Source organism: Variovorax sp. CF079 (assembly GCF_900101545.1).
Taxonomy (GTDB): domain Bacteria; phylum Pseudomonadota; class Gammaproteobacteria; order Burkholderiales; family Burkholderiaceae_C; genus Variovorax.
In genome coordinates this window covers 139778-155790 of sequence record NZ_FMZU01000006.1, presented here as the reverse complement: position 1 = coordinate 155790, position 16013 = coordinate 139778, and the positions used below count along the sequence as shown (strand labels likewise).

Annotated in this window: 15 protein-coding genes; 9 read left to right on the top strand and 6 right to left on the bottom strand. The window is 69.5% G+C overall.

Going from position 1 to position 16013, the window contains the following annotated elements; all coding sequences use genetic code 11:
• The first annotated feature begins 203 nt into the window (after positions 1 to 203).
• Positions 204 to 1781, top strand: a complete 1578-nt coding sequence (locus BLS74_RS09925) for a WS/DGAT/MGAT family O-acyltransferase (protein WP_093105122.1) — start codon at positions 204 to 206, stop codon at positions 1779 to 1781.
• Here the strand turns inward: BLS74_RS09925 and selD are convergent.
• Both selD and senB read right to left on the bottom strand, forming a co-directional pair.
• Complete coding sequence (gene selD / locus BLS74_RS09920; protein ID WP_093105119.1) at positions 1771 to 2832, bottom strand: selenide, water dikinase SelD; 1062 nt, start codon at positions 2830 to 2832, stop codon at positions 1771 to 1773. The genes BLS74_RS09925 and selD overlap by 11 nt on opposite strands.
• 25 nt (positions 2833 to 2857) lie before the next feature.
• A complete protein-coding gene (gene senB / locus BLS74_RS09915; RefSeq protein WP_093105460.1) occupies positions 2858 to 3817 on the bottom strand; it encodes a selenoneine biosynthesis selenosugar synthase SenB in 960 nt (319 codons plus the stop codon).
• A gap of 37 nt (positions 3818 to 3854) precedes the next feature.
• Here senB and senA point away from each other — a divergent pair, with 37 nt between their 5' ends.
• From senA to BLS74_RS09885, 7 genes are all read left to right on the top strand, one after another.
• A complete protein-coding gene (gene senA, locus BLS74_RS09910) occupies positions 3855 to 5030 on the top strand; it encodes a selenoneine synthase SenA (protein ID WP_093105116.1) in 1176 nt (391 codons plus the stop codon).
• A 32-nt stretch (positions 5031 to 5062) separates the two neighbouring features.
• Positions 5063 to 5926, top strand: coding sequence for a putative selenate ABC transporter substrate-binding protein (locus tag BLS74_RS09905; protein WP_093105113.1), 864 nt, complete (start codon positions 5063 to 5065; stop codon positions 5924 to 5926).
• A gap of 16 nt (positions 5927 to 5942) precedes the next feature.
• The gene (locus BLS74_RS09900) at positions 5943 to 6782 is read left to right on the top strand and encodes a phosphonate ABC transporter ATP-binding protein (RefSeq protein WP_244503819.1); all 840 of its coding nucleotides are present in this window, start codon (positions 5943 to 5945) and stop codon (positions 6780 to 6782) included.
• A 20-nt stretch (positions 6783 to 6802) separates the two neighbouring features.
• The gene (locus BLS74_RS34360; RefSeq protein ID WP_244503818.1) at positions 6803 to 7612 is read left to right on the top strand and encodes a PhnE/PtxC family ABC transporter permease; all 810 of its coding nucleotides are present in this window, start codon (positions 6803 to 6805) and stop codon (positions 7610 to 7612) included.
• Positions 7613 to 7617: 5 nt separating this feature from the next.
• Positions 7618 to 8427 (top strand): phosphonate ABC transporter, permease protein PhnE, encoded by an 810-nt coding sequence (gene phnE / locus BLS74_RS34355; protein ID WP_170855570.1) that lies wholly within the window; start codon positions 7618 to 7620, stop codon positions 8425 to 8427.
• Positions 8428 to 8449: 22 nt separating this feature from the next.
• On the top strand, positions 8450 to 9364 hold the full coding sequence (gene rocF, locus BLS74_RS09890) for an arginase (protein WP_093105110.1): 915 nt from the start codon (positions 8450 to 8452) through the stop codon (positions 9362 to 9364).
• A 99-nt stretch (positions 9365 to 9463) separates the two neighbouring features.
• A complete protein-coding gene (locus BLS74_RS09885) occupies positions 9464 to 9691 on the top strand; it encodes a hypothetical protein (RefSeq protein WP_093105107.1) in 228 nt (75 codons plus the stop codon).
• A 4-nt stretch (positions 9692 to 9695) separates the two neighbouring features.
• On the opposite strand, the gene BLS74_RS09880 is transcribed toward BLS74_RS09885, so the two are convergent.
• The 4 genes from BLS74_RS09880 to putA all read right to left on the bottom strand — a co-directional run bounded on the left by BLS74_RS09880 (position 9696) and on the right by putA (position 15355).
• Positions 9696 to 10325 (bottom strand): DUF2242 domain-containing protein, encoded by a 630-nt coding sequence (locus BLS74_RS09880; RefSeq protein WP_093105104.1) that lies wholly within the window; start codon positions 10323 to 10325, stop codon positions 9696 to 9698.
• A 95-nt stretch (positions 10326 to 10420) separates the two neighbouring features.
• The gene (locus tag BLS74_RS09875; protein WP_093105101.1) at positions 10421 to 11038 is read right to left on the bottom strand and encodes a nucleoside/nucleotide kinase family protein; all 618 of its coding nucleotides are present in this window, start codon (positions 11036 to 11038) and stop codon (positions 10421 to 10423) included.
• Positions 11035 to 12306, bottom strand: a complete 1272-nt coding sequence (locus BLS74_RS09870; RefSeq protein WP_093105098.1) for a Glu/Leu/Phe/Val family dehydrogenase — start codon at positions 12304 to 12306, stop codon at positions 11035 to 11037. The genes BLS74_RS09875 and BLS74_RS09870 overlap by 4 nt, the downstream gene beginning before the upstream one ends.
• An 85-nt stretch (positions 12307 to 12391) precedes the next feature.
• Positions 12392 to 15355: a bifunctional proline dehydrogenase/L-glutamate gamma-semialdehyde dehydrogenase PutA gene (putA, locus tag BLS74_RS09865; RefSeq protein WP_093105095.1), complete on the bottom strand. Its 2964-nt coding sequence runs from the start codon at positions 15353 to 15355 to the stop codon at positions 12392 to 12394.
• 93 nt (positions 15356 to 15448) lie between these two features.
• Here putA and BLS74_RS09860 point away from each other — a divergent pair, with 93 nt between their 5' ends.
• A complete protein-coding gene (locus tag BLS74_RS09860; protein ID WP_093105092.1) occupies positions 15449 to 15928 on the top strand; it encodes an Lrp/AsnC ligand binding domain-containing protein in 480 nt (159 codons plus the stop codon).
• Positions 15929 to 16013: the final 85 nt, after the last annotated feature.

Sequence of the window (16013 nt, the reverse complement as noted above, 5' to 3'; positions counted from 1 at the left end):
TGGTTTCCTGGTGAAGTTGATGAGGCTCATCTTCTTCGCAAAGGCCTAGGCCTGAAAAACTAGAACGGTTCGATAGTTAGTCCAACTGCCCCAATTTTCTTCGGCCCCCGCGATGCTACGACGAGACGCCCTCGGGGCTTACCCGCTATCCGGCGCCTCCCACATTGCCGATCATTTTGACGCGCAAGACACAGGACACCCGAATGAAACACCTGAGCGGCCTCGATGCAACCTTCCTCCACACCGAGACGCCGGAGACGCCCATGCACGTCGGCGGCCTGCACCTGCTGGAGCTGCCCGCCGGCTACAAAGGCGATTTCTACGAGGACGTGAAAGCGCACATCGCGAGCCGCATGCACCTCTCGGAGATCTTCACGCGCAAGCTCGCGCTGATGCCCTTCGAGCTCTCCAACCCCGTCTGGGTCGAAGACGACGATGTCGATCTCGACTACCACGTGCGGCGCGTCACGCTGCCGCGACCCGGCACGATGCGGCAGCTGGAGCAGTACGTGGGCCGCCTGCATTCGACGCTGATGGACCGCAGCCGGCCGCTGTGGGAGTTCTTCGTGATCGACGGCCTGCAGGGCGGCGGCATGGCGATGTACTCGAAAGTGCACCATGCCGGCATCGACGGCCAGGCCGGCGCCGCCTTCGCGCAGGCGATCATGGATCTGACGCCCCATCCCGACCCCATCAAAGCGCCGCGGCAGATCGCGCGGCGCAGGAACTACCAGCTCGGCGTGGCCGAACTGGCGGGCGCCGCCTTCACCAACACGCTGCAGCAGTACGTGAAGCTGGTGAAGACGCTGCCCGACATGGCGCGCGCGGTGCGCAGCCTCATCGTCCCGCAGCCGACCAGCGAGGGCAGCAAGGCCTGGGCGCTGCCGAAGAATCTCAACGTGCTCGGCCCGCGCACGCCGCTCAACGTGGCAATCACCAACCAGCGTTCCTATGCGGTGCGCTCGATCCCGCTGACCGAAGTCAAGCAGGCCGGCAAGAAGCTCGGCGCCAGCCTCAACGACGTGGTGATGGCCATCTGCGCCGGCGCGCTGCGGCGCTACCTGTCGGACCACGGCAAGCTGCCGAAGAAGCCGATGAGCGCAGCCATCCCGGTCACGCTGCGCGCGCCGGGCGACACTTCGTCGAACAACCAGGTCTCGATGACCGTCATGACGCTGGCGACCGACGTCGCCGATCCGATCGAGCGCATCAAGGTCATCTCCGAATCCTCGGCCGCCGCGAAGAACCTGATGGGCAGCATCAAGGCCGCGATCCCGACCGACTTCCCTTCCTTTGGCGCGCCCTGGCTGATGTCGGGCCTGGCCTCGATGTACGGCCGCTCCCGGCTGGCGGACCGGCTTCCGCCGGTGGCCAACGTGGTGATCTCGAACGTGCCGGGCGCGCAGACCGCGCTCTACTTCGCGGGCGCCAAGCTCTTGACCTACTACCCGGTGTCGATCCCGAGCCATGGCATGGCGCTCAACATGACGGTGCAGAGCTACAACGGCATGCTGGACTTCGGCCTGATCGCCTGCCGCCGCGCGGTGCCGGACGTGGAGGACATCGCGGACTACCTGCTGGAAGAGCACCACGCGATCCTGGCGCGCATCAGGTCGCTCGAGGCCGCCGAGGCGACCCCGCATCTGGCGGCCGCCACGGCGGCCAACGCTGCGAAGCCGCTCAAGGTACCTGCCCGCAAGAAAGCCGCGCCCGCCAAGGCCGCGGTCCGCAAGACGCCGGCGCGCAAGAGGACGGCGACCGCTGCCGCGGCTACGCGCTGACGCGCAGGCCGGCCGGCCCGGCTTCCATGCGGCCGATCACGCGCGCGGCTTCGAAGCCCTGCGCATGGAACAAGGCCAGCACCTCATCGACGGTGTCGGGCGCGCAGCTCACGAGCAGGCCGCCCGAAGTCTGCGGATCGCTCAGCAGGTCCTGCGCCACCGGCGGCAGCGCCGCATCGAGCTGCACCTCGGCGCCATAGCCGGCCCAGTTGCGCCCCGAGGCGCCGGTCACGAAGCCCTGCGCCGCCATTTCGGCGACACGCGGCAAGAGCGGCACCTGCGGCCAGTCGATCACCGCCCGGAGCCCGGCGCCGCGCGCCATCTCGAGCGTGTGGCCCGCCAGACCGAAGCCGGTCACGTCGGTCAGCGCATGCACGCCTTCGAGCGCGGCCAGCGCGATGCCGGGCTTGTTGAGCCGCGTGGTGTTGGCGATCAGCTGCGCATAGCCCTCGGCATCGAGCTTCTCTTTCTTCAACGCGGCCGAGAGCACGCCCACACCCAGCGGCTTGCCGAGCACGAGCAGGTCGCCGGCCTTGGCATCGGCGTTGCGCCGGACCTTGTCCGGGTGCACCAGGCCCATCACCACCAGGCCGTAGATCGGCTCGACCGAGTCGATGGTGTGGCCGCCCGCGATCGGGATGCCGGCTTCGCGGCAGACCGCCTGGCCGCCGCGCACGATCTCGCCGATCACCTCCACCGGCAGCTGGTTGACCGGCATCGCGACCAGCGCGAGCGCCATGATCGGCGTGCCGCCCATCGCGTACACGTCGCTGATCGCATTGGTCGCCGCGATGCGGCCGAAGTCGAAGGGGTCGTCGACGATCGGCATGAAGAAATCGGTGGTGGCGATCAGCGCCTGCTCGTCGTTGAGCCGGTAGACCGCCGCATCGTCGGCGGTCTCGATGCCGACCATGAGCTCGGGCGGAATCAGGCCCCCGCCGCTGTTGCGCAGGATTTCCGACAACACGCCCGGCGCGATCTTGCAGCCGCAGCCGCCGCCGTGGGAGAAGCTGGTGAGCCGGATGCCTGGAGAGAGGATGCGATCGTTCATGGAGGGCTTTCGTGGGTCGCAAAGATTATGGTGGCGCCAGCAGATCGCGCAGCAGGCGCCGCACGCTTTGGCGTTCGGCCTGTGGGGTGAAATCGGGTTCGCGCAGCGCGCATTGTGCCGCCAGGCGTGCCGCGAACGCGGGTTCCGACACGAAGCGCTGCATCAGCGCGGCGAGGGCCGCATCGTCGCCGGCGGCGAAGCAGCCCTCGTAGTCTTCGCCCAGCAATCCCAGATTGCCGCCGATGCGGCTCGCCAGCACCGGCACGCCGGAACGCACGGCCTCGATCACCACCTGCGCGCCGCCCTCGATGCGGCTCATGTGCACCAGTGCGCCGGCGCGCGCGATCCAGCGCCGCGCGGCTTCGCGCGGCAGCCCGCCGAGCCACCGGTAGTGCGGGCACTCGGCCATGGTGCGGCGCGCCGCTTCGCCCAGCTCCGGCGCCAGCGCGTCGCCGATGTGCGCGATGCGGATCGGCGTCTCCGGAGGCAGTCGGCGCGCCGCAGCCATCAGGGTGAGCGGGTCTTTCTCGTCGCGCAGATGGCCGACCGCCACCAGGTCGAGGCTGCGGGCGCCGTCGCGGCGGCGCATGCGGCTGGCCGATTGCAGGATCACGCGGGCCTTGGTGCGTTCGCCGGCACCAAGGCGATCGAGCGCATCGGGCTGCAACACCACGAGTTGGCTGGCACACTGGAGCGAATGCTGCGCTGCCTTGCTCTCGTCGATGTCGCGGTACACATCGGTGCCGGTCAGGACCAGCGCGATCGGGCAGTCCGGTCGCGCGGCCCGCAGGCGTGCGATCGAATCGGCGGAACGGCGCGCATGCAGCGCGATCATCGCGTCGCAATGCCCGCCGTCCCACGTGCGTGCAATCTCGACCTCGGCCACCCCCGACAGGAACTGCGCCCAGCGCGAGGCGGTACGCCAGTTGCCGTTGTTGGCGTCCGCCAGTGCCGGCGTAACGATCAGGACCCGGGGTTTGAGCACCGGGCCATTCTGGCAGGGCGGCGCGTCCTGCGTGACCATGGCTGAGGCGCGAACCTTCGCCGGCGAAGCGCTCGCCGCCGCGCTGCGCGAGAGCCGCGCGCGCACGCGCGCCTGGACCTTCGACCTGAGCGATGCGCAATGGCGCGTGCCTCAGCAACCCGGCGTAAACCTCGTCGCATGGGAGCTGGCGCACCTCGCATGGTTCGCCGAATTCTGGGTGCTGCGCGGCCCGCACACGGTCGATACCGACGGCTGGGTGCAGGCCAGCGAGCCCGCTCGCCTGGCGGGCCCCGATGCGCTGTTCGACTCGGCGCGCCTTTCCCACATCGCGCGCTGGGCTGCGCCGCTGCCCTCTCGCGACGAACTCGGCGCGCGGCTCGGCGCGCAACTCGACGCCTGCCTCGCCGCGCTCGCGCAGCAGGACGACAGCGACGAAGCCCTGTACTTCCACCGCCTGACGCTGTTCCACGAAGACATGCACGGCGAGGCCTTCGCCTGGCTGCGCGCGACGCTGGGCTACGGCGCACCCGCAGGCCTGGCCCTGCCGCGTCTCGCCGCAGCGCCCGCGATCACGGTGCCCGCTGCGCAGGTTCGCATCGGCTGGCCGGCAACCCGCGGCGGTTTCGCCTTCGACAACGAGCTGCCGGAGCATCCTGTTCCCCTGGCCGCCTTCGAGATCGATGCCACGCCGGTCATGGCCGGCCAGTACCTGCGCTTCGTCGAGGCCGGCGGCTACGACGATCCGGCCTTCTGGCCCGGCGATGCAGGCCGTTGGCGCGCGGCGCAGTCGCGCAGCCATCCCGCGCGCTGGCGCCGGCAGCCGCAATGGCAGACGCGATGGTTCGACCGCTGGCTGCCGCTAGACCCCGACCAGCCCGTGATCCACCTCAACGCCTGGGAGGCCGAAGCCTATGCGCGCTGGGCCGGACGCCGCCTGCCCACGGCCGCCGAATGGGAACATGCGGCCGCCTCGCAGCCCGACTTCGCCTGGGGACACAGCGTATGGGAATGGACGGCCAGCACTTTCGAACCCTACGCGGGTTTCGCTGCCGGGCCCTATCGCGACTATTCCGACCCCTGGTTCGGCGACCATCGCGAGTTGCGCGGCGGGGCCTTCGCCACCCATGCGCGGCTGCACGACCTCCGCTACCGCAACTTCTTCCAGCCCGATCGCAACGACGTCTTCGCGGGCTTCCGGACCGCCGTTCCTTAAACTGCAGCCCTCCCTCCAACCGGCAGCGCGCCATGAAACGACAACTCCTCCAGCTCGCCCTCTTCTCCCTGCTCGCATTCGCCGCCGGCACGCCAGTCCATGCGCAGAGCGGCGTACTGCGCGTGTCGGCCATTCCCGACGAGGCGCCCACCGAGCTGCAGCGCAAGTTCAAGCCGCTCGGCGACTACCTGAAGAAGGAGACCGGCCTCGACGTGCAGTTCACGCCCGTCACCGACTACGCCGCGGTGGTCGAGGGCCTGGCGACGAACAAGATCGACCTGGCCTGGCTCGGCGGCTTCACCTTCGTGCAGGCCAAGCTGCGCACCAACGGCGCGGCCGTGCCGATCGTGCAGCGCGCCGAGGACGAGAAGTTCACCAGCAAGTTCATCGTGCCGACCGACAGCAAGGCCAAGACGCTGGCCGATCTCAAGGGCGCCACCTTCGCCTTCGGTTCGCCCTCCTCGACCTCGGGCCACCTGATGCCGCGCTACTTCCTGCTGCAGGCCGGCATCAATCCCGACAAGGACTTCAAGACCGTCGCGTTCTCGGGCGCGCACGATGCCACCGTGGCCTTCGTGGCCGCAGGCCGGGCCGAAGCCGGCGTGCTGAACGCCTCGGTGATGGACAAGCTGATCGAATCGGCCAACCCCAACGCCGCCAAGGTGCGCGTGCTGGCGACCACGGCGCCCTACTACGACTACAACTGGACCGTGCGGCCCGGCCTCGATGCCGCGACGACGAAGAAGCTCGCCGATGCCTTCCTCAAGCTCGACGCGGCGAATCCGCAGCACAAGGAGATCCTGGCGCTGCAGCGCGCCTCGAAGTTCATCCCGACCAAGGCCTCGAACTACGACGGCATCGAAGCCGCTGCCAAGTCCGCCGGCCTCATCAAGTAAGGGCTTGGGGCAGCCGGTGAACGCCGAAGCCGCGCTGGCGCTCGAGGATGTCGGCCTCGTGCATCCCAACGGCCAGCGCGCGCTGCAAGGCGTGACGCTGGCCGTCGAACGCGGCGCACGCATGGCCGTCATCGGTCCATCGGGCGCGGGCAAGACCAGCCTGCTGCGCATCGCGGCGACCGCGCTGCGCGCGAGCGAGGGCCGTGTCGAGCTCCTGGGCGCGCGGCCATGGCAGCTCGGGGCACGGCCGCTGAAGGCGCTGCGCGCACGCATCGGCCTCGTCCACCAGGCGCCGCCGATCCCGCCGCGCCTGCGCGTCATCACGGCAGTGCTCGCGGGCCGGCTCGGCGCCTGGTCGAGCGCTCGCGCGCTGGTCTCGCTGCTGGTGCCGAGCGACATCGCCGGCGCGCAGGCCGCGCTCGCGCGGCTGGACCTGGCCGACCGGCTGTTCGATCGCTGCGACCGGCTTTCGGGCGGCCAGCTGCAGCGCGTCGGCATGGCGCGCGTGCTCTACCAGGCGCCCGAACTGATGCTCGCCGACGAGCCGGTCTCCGCGCTCGACCCCGCGCTGGCCGACATGGCGGTCGGCGAACTGATCGCGCAGAGCGAAGCCACCGGCGCGACGCTGGTGGCCTCGCTGCATGCGGTGGACCTGGCCTTGAAATGGTTCGATCGCATCGTCGGCCTGCGCGCCGGCGTGGTGGTGTTCGACGCACCGGCCGCGGCGGTCAGCCGCGCAATGCTGCAGGAGCTCTACGCCACCGAAGGCGGCGTGCTGCCGACCCAGGCACAGGGCGGCTTCAACGACATCGAACGCGGCAGCCGCGAGCCCGTGCTTCCGGCCGCCTGCCGATGAGTGCCGCGAGCCCGCCCGCAATGCGCGATCCGCTCGCACGCCGGCGCCTCGGCGCGCTGCTGCTCGGGTTGCTGGTGTTGTGGCCGATGCTGGTGATCGCAGAGTTCAAGCCGCAGGCGTTGCTGGCCCCCGCCAGCCTGCGCGTGATGGGCGGCTTCCTGGCCGGCTTCCTGCCACCGGCGCTGTCGGCCGACTTCCTCGGCCTGCTGGCGCGCGCGACGCTGGAAACCCTCGCCATGGCCACGGCCGGCGTCGCGCTCGCCTTCGTGCTTGCCGTGCCGCTGGCCTTCGCGGTGACGCAGGCGCTGTCGATCTCGCGCATCGGCCCCGGGCCGGGGCGCTGGCACGGCCAGGCGGTGCGCACGACAGCGCGCGGCGTGCTCACCCTGCTGCGCGCCATCCCCGAAGTGGTTTGGGCGCTGGTGCTGGTGCGCGCCCTCGGCCTCGGCCCGGCGGCCGGCGTGCTCGCGCTGGCGATCACCTACGGCGGCATGCTTGGCAAGGTCTACGCGGAGATCCTCGAGTCGGGCGACACGCGGCCCGCGCGGGCGCTGCTGGAGGGCGGCAGCGGGCGCGTCGCCGCGCTGTTCTACGCCCTGTTGCCGGGCGCCGCGCAGGAGCTGGTCTCCTACACCATCTACCGCTGGGAATGCGCGGTTCGCGCCTCGGTCGTGATGGGCTTCGTCGGCGCGGGCGGGCTCGGCCAGCTGATGGACCAGTCGATGAAGATGCTCAACGGCGGCGAGGCCAGCAGCATCCTGATCGTGTTCCTGCTGCTGGTGCTGATGGCAGATGCACTCAGCGCAGCGCTGCGAAAGTGGCTGGCGTGAAGCCTATGCAGCCGTCAGCCTCGGAGCGCGCGCGGGCCGCCGGGCCCTGCCTCGGCTGCATCGCGGCGACTTCCGCGGTGGCGATCGCGGTGGTCGCAAGCTTCATCTACCTCGGCATCGACTTCCGCGCCCTGTTTGCGCGCGAGTCGATCGCGGCGATGGCGAAGTTCATCGCCGAGTTCTTCCCGCCCGACCTCTCGCCCGCCTTCCTGGCCAAAACGGCCTGGGGCGCGCTGCAGACGCTCGCGATGTCGGCGCTCGGAACGCTGCTCGCGATGCTGGCCGGCGCCGCATTGGCGCTGCCCGCCTCGGGGCGCTACGGGCTGGCGCTGCGCCAGGCCTCGCGCTTCGTGCTGAACTTCCTGCGCAGCGTGCCCGAGCTGGTGTGGGCCGCGCTGATGGTGCTGGCGGCCGGGCTCGGCCCCTTCGCGGGCGTGCTGGCGCTCGCTTTGCATACCACCGGCGTGTTCGGCCGGCTCTTCAGCGAAACGCTGGAGAACGTGCCCGAAGCGCCGGAGCGCGCGCTGCTCGATGCCGGCGGCGGCGCGGTCGCGGCCTTCGCCTACGGCAGCCTGCCGCTGGTCTGGCCCCAATGGCTGGCCTATACGCTGTACCGTTGGGAGATGAACATCCGCATGGCGGCGGTGCTCGGCTTCGTCGGCGCCGGCGGGCTCGGGCAGATGCTGTACTTTCATCTTTCGCTGTTCCAGCAGGCACAGGCGTCGACTGTGATCGGCGCCATGTTCGTGCTGGTTTTCATCGTCGACAGCGCGAGCAGCCGACTGCGCCGCGGACTGGCTCCGGCCTACGCCTGATATCCATCGGAGGTTTTTTCCAATGAACACTCCCACCATCCAGCTGATCGGCGCGCCCACCGACATCGGCGCCAGCGTGCGCGGCGCCGGCATGGGGCCCGATGCGCTGCGGGTCGCCGACATCGCCGGCACCCTCGCGCGACTCGGCTTCGCGATCGTCGACCGCGGCAACCTGGCCGGGCCGGCCACGCCCTGGACCGAGCCGGCGAACGGGCTGCGCCATCTCGACGAGGTGGTGACCTGGAATCGATCGGTCTACGACGCCGTCGACGAGGCGCTGCGTGCCGGCCACCTGCCGCTGCTGATGGGCGGCGACCACTGCCTCGCGATCGGCTCGATCAGCGCCATCGCCTGGCATGCGCGCCAGCGCCGCAAGAAGCTGCGCGTGCTGTGGCTCGACGCGCACTCCGACGTCAACACCGAGCGCACCAGCCCGAGCGGCAACATCCACGGCATGCCGGTCTCCTGCCTGCTCGGCCACGGGCCGGCGGCGCTGACCGGCTGGAGCGGCGAGGCCGCAGCGCTCGAGCACGACGCGATCCGCTTCCTCGGCATCCGCAGCGTCGACGCCGACGAGAAGGCCGCGATCCGCGCGCTCGGGCTGCACGTGTTCGACATGCGCCACATCGACGAGCACGGCATGCGCACGACCATGACCGAGGCGCTGCAGGACATCGACGAAGACACGCACCTGCACGTGAGCTTCGACCTCGACTGCCTGGACCCCGACTACGCGCCGGGCGTCGGCACCGGCGTGCGCGGTGGGCCGACCTGGCGCGAGATGCAGCTGTGCATGGAGATGATCGCCGACACCGGCCGGCTGGGTTCGCTCGACGTGGTCGAACTCAATCCGGCGCTGGACGTGCGCAACCGCACGGCGGAAGTGGCGGTGGAACTGATCGAGAGCCTGTTCGGCAAGTCGACACTGGTGCGCTGAGGGAGCGCAAAAGCCACCGGAGCGTGACTTTTTCACCTCCGCCAAATAGACACATAGTCTTACATTCTTTAGTACTCATTTTGAAAACGGAGTACCGAGATGGACGTGCGAAAGATTGGCTTGCTGGTGGAACAACCCTTTGACGGTTCCTACTACTGGGTGATTCACGAGGACGTGCGCCACGACGGCCATTTCGAGCCGCTGCACCGCGCCGACCGCGCCTTCGCCACCTATTCCGCGGCGCTGGCGCAGGGCTACGGCGTGCTGCAGCGCCTCTGCGGATTGACTGGTCTGCCGGCCTACGCGGCGCGCTCGGTCGCGCTTTGAGTTCTCAACCTCGGGAAAGCGACAGGGGCACCGGCCGCAGCGGCGCGTCGGTGCTCGGCTTCGGCGGCTCGGGCGGCGCGACCGGCGTGACCTCGACCGATTCGGGCACCAGAAAGCGGTCGATCAAGGCAAAGAAGCGGTCGTAGAAGCGTTCGTCGGTCAGCGTCTCGCTGGCCACCTTGACCAGCGCATCGTCGCTGGACGAGAACGGCAGCGACAGGGAACCCAGCGCGCCCACGCCCACGCTCGCCGAGTTGTTGACCTTCTTCAGGCTGTAGCGGTCCTGCAGCGCGCTGGCGAAGGCGACCGTGCTGTTGGCGCTGCCCTCGCGCGCGCAGACCACGCGCAATTCGACCTCCACATGCACCTCGCCGGTCGGCTGGAAGCTCTTGCGGCCGGCCACCAGGTCGGCATTCGCCGCCGTCACCAGATAACCTTGGCTCAAGAGCGCGCGCCGCGCGGCCTCGCAGGTCTGCGCCTGCGTGGCGCGGAAGACGCGCGTGTGCGTGGTGGTCGAATCGAACTCCTCGGGGTCGTAGGAGACGCGCTTGGCAGGCGAGATGCAGCCCGCCAGGAGGAGCGAAAGCAGCAGCGCGGTGGCGGTGCATGAAGACGAAAGGCGCATGACAGGCATCGAAGCATCGGAATGGGCGAGCCGCAGATGCTAGCGGCATGCCACCGGCGTAACCGGCTTCTTTTGGACGTCCTGATCCGCGCCGCGTTCCCGCCTCAGGCGTCGCGATGAATCACGCGGTGCGCCCGGCCGCGCGTGGCGGCGATGCGGCGCGCGTTGGGCTCGTCCGTGTCTGCCACCCAGGCCAGCGCGGCTTCGCGGCTGCGGCCGAACTGCTGGTGGCGCTGCACCAGGCGCTCCATGCGCAGGCCGTCGTCGACTTCCACGTACCAGACCTCGTCGAGCAAGGGCGCAACCTCGGCCCACGGGCCTTCCTGCAGCAGCAGGTAGTTGCCTTCGGTGATGAGCAGCTGCGTCTGCGGCAACACCGCGATCGCAGCTGCGATCGGTTCCTCGATCTCGCGGCGGAATTCGGGCGCGTAGACGATCTCGTCCTCGCGCTGCTCGCGCAGGCGCCGCAGCAGCGCGACATAGCCCGCGCCGTCGAAGGTGTCGGGCGCACCCTTGCGATCGGCTCGGCCCAGCCGCTGCAGCTCCGCGTTGGCAAGGTGGAAGCCGTCCATCGGCACCACCTGCACGCGCCCGGGCAGGGCCTGCCGGAGCGCCAGCGCGAGCGTCGACTTGCCCGAGCCGGGCGCCCCGACCAGGCCGAGCAGCTTGCGCCGGCCATCGGCCAACAGGGCATCGATGTGCGCGCTGTAGTCAGGCGTCATGGATAGAGGCCGCGTTCCTGCCGTGCCATCAGGATGCGCTCGCAGGCCACCGCGAAGGTCGCCGTGCGCAGCGTGATCCTGTGCTTGTCGGCCGTGTCCCAGATGTGGTTGAGCGCGTTCATCATGATGCGGTCGAGCCGCACGTTGATCTCGTCCTCGTCCCAGAAGAAGGATGAGAAGTCCTGCACCCACTCGAAGTAGCTCACCGTCACGCCGCCTGCATTGCAGATCACGTCGGGCACCACGAGCACGCCGCGCTCGGCCAGGATGTCGTCGGCCGTCGGCACGGTTGGGCCGTTGGCGCCTTCGAGCACCAGTTTGGCAGTCGTTTTCTGCGCGCGCTCGGCGGTCAGCTGGCCTTCCAGCGCGGCCGGGATCAGGATGTCGCAGGGGATTTCCCAGAAGGCCTCGTTGTTGATGACGTCGCCGCCCTTGAAGCCCACCACGCCCTCGGTGCGCGAGAGCGGCACCAGTTCTTTCAGATCGAGGCCCTTGCTGTTGACGATGGTGCCGGTGTGGTCCTGCACCGCGACGATCTTGGCGCCGGCCTCGGCGAACAGCTCGGCCGCGACCGAGCCCACGTTGCCGAAGCCCTGCACCGCGATGCGCGCGCCGCGCAGCTCCAACCCGAGGCGCCGCGCCGCCTCGCGGCCGGTGACGAAGACGCCGCGGCCGGTGGCCTTGACGCGGCCCAGCGAGCCGCCCAGGTGCAGCGGCTTGCCGGTGACCACGCCGGTGGCGGTGCCGCCGACGTTCATCGAGTAGGTGTCCATCATCCACGCCATGATCTGGGCGTTGGTGTTGACGTCGGGCGCCGGGATGTCTTGCTGCGGGCCGATGATGATGCCGATCTCGCTGGTGTAGCGACGCGTGACCTTCTCGAGTTCCTGCAGCGTAAGCTTCTTCGGATCGACGCGGATGCCGCCCTTGGCGCCGCCGTAGGGCAGGTTCACCGCGGCGGTCTTCACCGTCATCCAGGCCGACAGGGCCATCACTTCTTCGAGCGTCACGTCGGGGTGGAAGCGCACGCCGCCCTTGCCCGGGCCGCGCGACATGTTGTGCTGCACGCGGTAGCCCTCGAAGTGGGCGATGGTGCCGTCGTCCATCTCGATTGGCACGTCGACGATCAGCGCGCGCTTGGGGCGCTTGAGCGTCTCGACCCAGCGGGCCAGGCCGCCCAGGTAGGGAACGACGCGGTCGACCTGCGAGAGATAGGTGCCCCACGGGCTGTTGGCGGTCGGTTGAACGTAGGACAGATCGGCGCTCATGGCACTCCTGGTTGCTGTTGGGATGCGGCGGACGATAGCTGCGCGGCGCCCGCTGCGCCATGGCCTATGCGCGTTGCGTTGCCCCTTATGCGCTTGCGGCAAGCAGCGCGGCATTGCCGCCGGCCGCGGTGGTGTTGATGGTGAGCGTCTGCTCCGCGCAGAAGCGCAGCAAGTAGTACGGCCCGCCCGCCTTCGGGCCGGTGCCGCTCAGGCCCTCGCCGCCGAAGGGCTGCACGCCGACCACCGCGCCGATGATGTTGCGGTTGACGTAGATGTTGCCCACGTGGGCGCGCGCAGCCATGGCCTGGGCACGGCTGTCGATGCGCGTCTGGATGCCGAGCGTGAGGCCGAAGCCGAGCGCGTTGATCTGGTCGATCACGGCCTGCGGCTCGCCCGACCAGCGCACGATGTGCAGTACCGGGCCGAAGATCTCGGTCTTCACGCGCTCGATGGAGGGCAGCAGGTAGGCATGCGGCGCGATCAGGTTGGCCACCGCCGGTGCGGAGGACACCGGCGCGACCAGCACGCGGGCTTCCGCGTTCAGGCGCTGCAGGTGGCGCTGGATGCCCTCGAAGGCTTCGCGGTCGATCACCGGGCCGACGTCGGTCGCGAGCTCGGACGGGTCGCCCGCCGCAAGCTCCTGCGCCGCGCCGCGGATCATCTCGATCACGCCGTCGGCGATGCTCTCGTGCAAGAGCAGCAGGCGCAGCGCCGAGCAGCGCTGGCCGGCCGATCGGAAGGCGCTCTGCACCACCGCATCGACCACCTGCTCGGGCAGCGCGCTGGAGTCGACGACCATCGCGTTGATGCCGCCGGTCTCGGCGATCAGCGGCACGATCGGGCCGTCTTTGGCGGCCAGCGCGCGGTGGATGATCTTCGCCACCTGGGTCGAGCCGGTGAACACCACGCCGGCCACACCGGGCGCCGCCACCAGCGCGGCGCCGACGGTCTCGCCGGGGCCGTGCAGCAGTTGCGCCGCATCGGCCGGCACGCCCGCCGCATGCAGCAGCCGGACGGCTTCGAGGGCGACGGCCGGCGTCTGCTCGGCCGGCTTGGCCAGCACCGTGTTGCCGGTCGCGAGCGCGGCCGCCACCTGGCCCAGGAAGATCGCGAGCGGGAAATTCCAGGGGCTGATGCAGACCCAGGGCCCGCGCCCCGTCAGCCGCAGTTCGTTGCTCTCGCCGGTGGGGCCGGGCAGCACGACCGGCCGCATGACGCGCTCGGCCTCGTCGGCGTAGTAGCGCAGAAAGTCGACCGCCTCGCGCACCTCGGCGACCGCATCGCCCCAGGTCTTGAAGGCTTCCTTGACCAGCAAGGCGCAGAAGCGCGGCAGCTCGGCATCGAGCGCATCGGCCGCGCGGCGCAGCACCGCGGCGCGTTGCGCGACCGGGGTCTTGCTCCACGTGCGATAGCTGGCCGCCGAAACGGCCACTGCATCGGCGGCTCGCTGCGCGTCGAACTCGGCCACGGCCGGCACGGTGCATTCATCGTAGGCGGCAAGAAGCGGCGCACGCATCGATTCGACCGCCAGATCCACGCCGTTGCTGTTGCGGCGTGCCGGCGGCGGACCGTAGAGCGTGCTCGGCAGCGGCAGCGAGGCATCGCGCTCCAGCCACAGCGGCGAGACCAGCAGCTCGTCGATCGCGATCGCCTCGTCGCCCAGCTGGTTGACGAAGGAGGAGTTGGCGCCGTTCTCCAGCAGCCGGCGCACCAGGTAGGCCAGCAGGTCCTTGTGCTGGCCTACCGGCGCATAGATGCGCACCGGCGCGGTGGTGCTCTTCATCACCTCGCGATAGACGCCCTCGCCCATGCCGTGCAAGCGTTGCAGTTCGAAAGGGGTGTCTCCGGCCATCTGGAGAATGGCCGCAATGGTCCCCGCGTTGTGCGTCGCGAACTGCGGGTAGACCGCATCGGGCGCGGCCAGCAGCGCGCGCGCGCAGGCCAGGTAGCTGATGTCACTGTGGTGCTTGTGCGTGAACACCGGGTAGTGCGGCAGGCCCAGCTCCTGGGCGCGCTTGATCTCGGCATCCCAGTAGGCGCCCTTGACCAGGCGGCACATCAGGCGCAGCCGATACTTGCGGGCGATCGCGGTGATGTGCTCGACCAGTTCCAGCGCGCGCGTCTGGTAGGCCTGCATCGCAAGGCCGAAGCCGCGCCATTGCGGGCGCTCGGCCGCCACCTTGGCGGCCAGCACTTCGAACACCTCGAGCGAGAGCTCGAGCCGGTCGACCTCCTCGGCGTCGACGGTGAGGTTGAGATTCGCATCGGCCGCGAGTTCGCACAGCTGCCACGCGCGCGGCACCAGTTCGCGCATCACGCGTTCGCGCTGCGCATCTTCATAGCGCGGATGCAGCGCGCTGAGCTTGATCGAGATGCCGTCGTTGTGCTCGGGCGTGCCCCCGCTGTCGGCGCCGGCCGCGATGGACCGGATCGCGTTGACGTAGCTGTCGAGGTAGCGAAGCGCATCGACATCGGTGCGCGCGCCCTCGCCCAGCATGTCGTAGCTGAAGCGCAGGGCCTCCTGCTTTCTGTGCGCCGATCGGGCCTCGGCCATCGCCTCTTCGATGGTCTGGCCCAGCACGAACTGGCGGCCCAGCAGTTGCACGGCGCGCAGCGTGGCGGCGACCACGGTGCGCGCGCCGAGGCGGGCCATCAGGCCGGGCTCCGATCCGGGGTGCCCGGGGTCGGGCAGGAACCTCTTCGACAGCGCGATCGCGGAGGAGGACAGGCGCGACAAGGTCGAGTCGGCGGCACCCTCGAAATCGGCGCGGCCCAACTGGTCTGCGGTGAGCGCGATGGCGGTCTCGGCATCGGGCACGCGCAGCAGCGCTTCGGCCAGGCGCATCAGCGCCAGGCCCTCAGCGCTCGAGATCGGGTACTCGCGCAGCAGGCTTTCCATGGCCCAGAAGGGCGGCGGCCGGTCGCGCACGGCACGCACCCAGGGCGCGGCGGCACCGGCCGCCGCGGTCCAGTTGAGCGCACCCTTCAGGGCTGCGAGGCGGTGCGAAACGATGTCGGCTTCCGGCCGATAGGGGGTAGGCAGGCGCATGGGAAAAGCTCCGGTATCGATGCAGCGATGGTCCGCCTTTCGCCGCCGAGTTATTCACCAAATATCGGCCTTTCGCTGGATAATTCTCCAGTCATGAGCACTGAAGCAGCCAGTCTGGATCGGATCGATATGAAACTCCTGAAGATTCTTCAGGAGGATGGACGCATTTCCAACCTCAAGCTGGCCGAGACCGTCTCGCTATCGCCCACCGCCGTGCTCGCGCGCGTGCAGCGGCTCACGCGCGAGGGCTTCATCCAGGGCTACGAGGCCCGGCTCGATCCGCACAAGCTCGGCCGCGGCTTCACCGTCTTCGTCGAGGTGCTGCTCGACCGCACCACCCCCAACGTGTTCGATCAGTTCAAGGCCGCGGTGCAGGTGCGCGACGAGATCATGGAATGCCACATGGTCGCGGGCGGCTTCGACTACCTGCTCAAGACGCGCATGGCCGACATGGCGGCCTACCGCGAGTTCGCGGGCACGGTGCTGTGGCAGCTGCCGGGCGTGCGCGAGACGCGGACCTATGCAGTGATGGAAGAGGTGAAAAGCAGCGCGCGGATTCCACTCTCGATGTGACTTGCGGCCAGTGCGCGCGCACAATCCCCGGCGGCGCAAGCGCCATTGCGCCGCTGTCTTGGGCCAGGAGCAACCAAGAGCGCAA

Excerpts from the sequence above, each read along its gene's own strand:
- putA (WP_093105095.1), bottom strand. The coding sequence starts at position 15,355 with ATGCGCCTGCCTACCCCCTATCGGCCGGAAGCCGACATCGTTTCGCAC.
- BLS74_RS09880 (WP_093105104.1), bottom strand. The coding sequence starts at position 10,325 with ATGCCTGTCATGCGCCTTTCGTCTTCATGCACCGCCACCGCGCTGCTG.
- rocF (WP_093105110.1), top strand. The coding sequence starts at position 8,450 with ATGAACACTCCCACCATCCAGCTGATCGGCGCGCCCACCGACATCGGC.
- BLS74_RS09875 (WP_093105101.1), bottom strand. The coding sequence starts at position 11,038 with ATGACGCCTGACTACAGCGCGCACATCGATGCCCTGTTGGCCGATGGC.
- phnE (WP_170855570.1), top strand. The coding sequence starts at position 7,618 with ATGCAGCCGTCAGCCTCGGAGCGCGCGCGGGCCGCCGGGCCCTGCCTC.
- BLS74_RS34360 (WP_244503818.1), top strand. The coding sequence starts at position 6,803 with ATGCGCGATCCGCTCGCACGCCGGCGCCTCGGCGCGCTGCTGCTCGGG.
- BLS74_RS09905 (WP_093105113.1), top strand. The coding sequence starts at position 5,063 with ATGAAACGACAACTCCTCCAGCTCGCCCTCTTCTCCCTGCTCGCATTC.
- BLS74_RS09925 (WP_093105122.1), top strand. The coding sequence starts at position 204 with ATGAAACACCTGAGCGGCCTCGATGCAACCTTCCTCCACACCGAGACG.
- BLS74_RS09860 (WP_093105092.1), top strand. The coding sequence starts at position 15,449 with ATGAGCACTGAAGCAGCCAGTCTGGATCGGATCGATATGAAACTCCTG.
- selD (WP_093105119.1), bottom strand. The coding sequence starts at position 2,832 with ATGAACGATCGCATCCTCTCTCCAGGCATCCGGCTCACCAGCTTCTCC.
- BLS74_RS09885 (WP_093105107.1), top strand. The coding sequence starts at position 9,464 with ATGGACGTGCGAAAGATTGGCTTGCTGGTGGAACAACCCTTTGACGGT.
- senA (WP_093105116.1), top strand. The coding sequence starts at position 3,855 with ATGGCTGAGGCGCGAACCTTCGCCGGCGAAGCGCTCGCCGCCGCGCTG.
- BLS74_RS09870 (WP_093105098.1), bottom strand. The coding sequence starts at position 12,306 with ATGAGCGCCGATCTGTCCTACGTTCAACCGACCGCCAACAGCCCGTGG.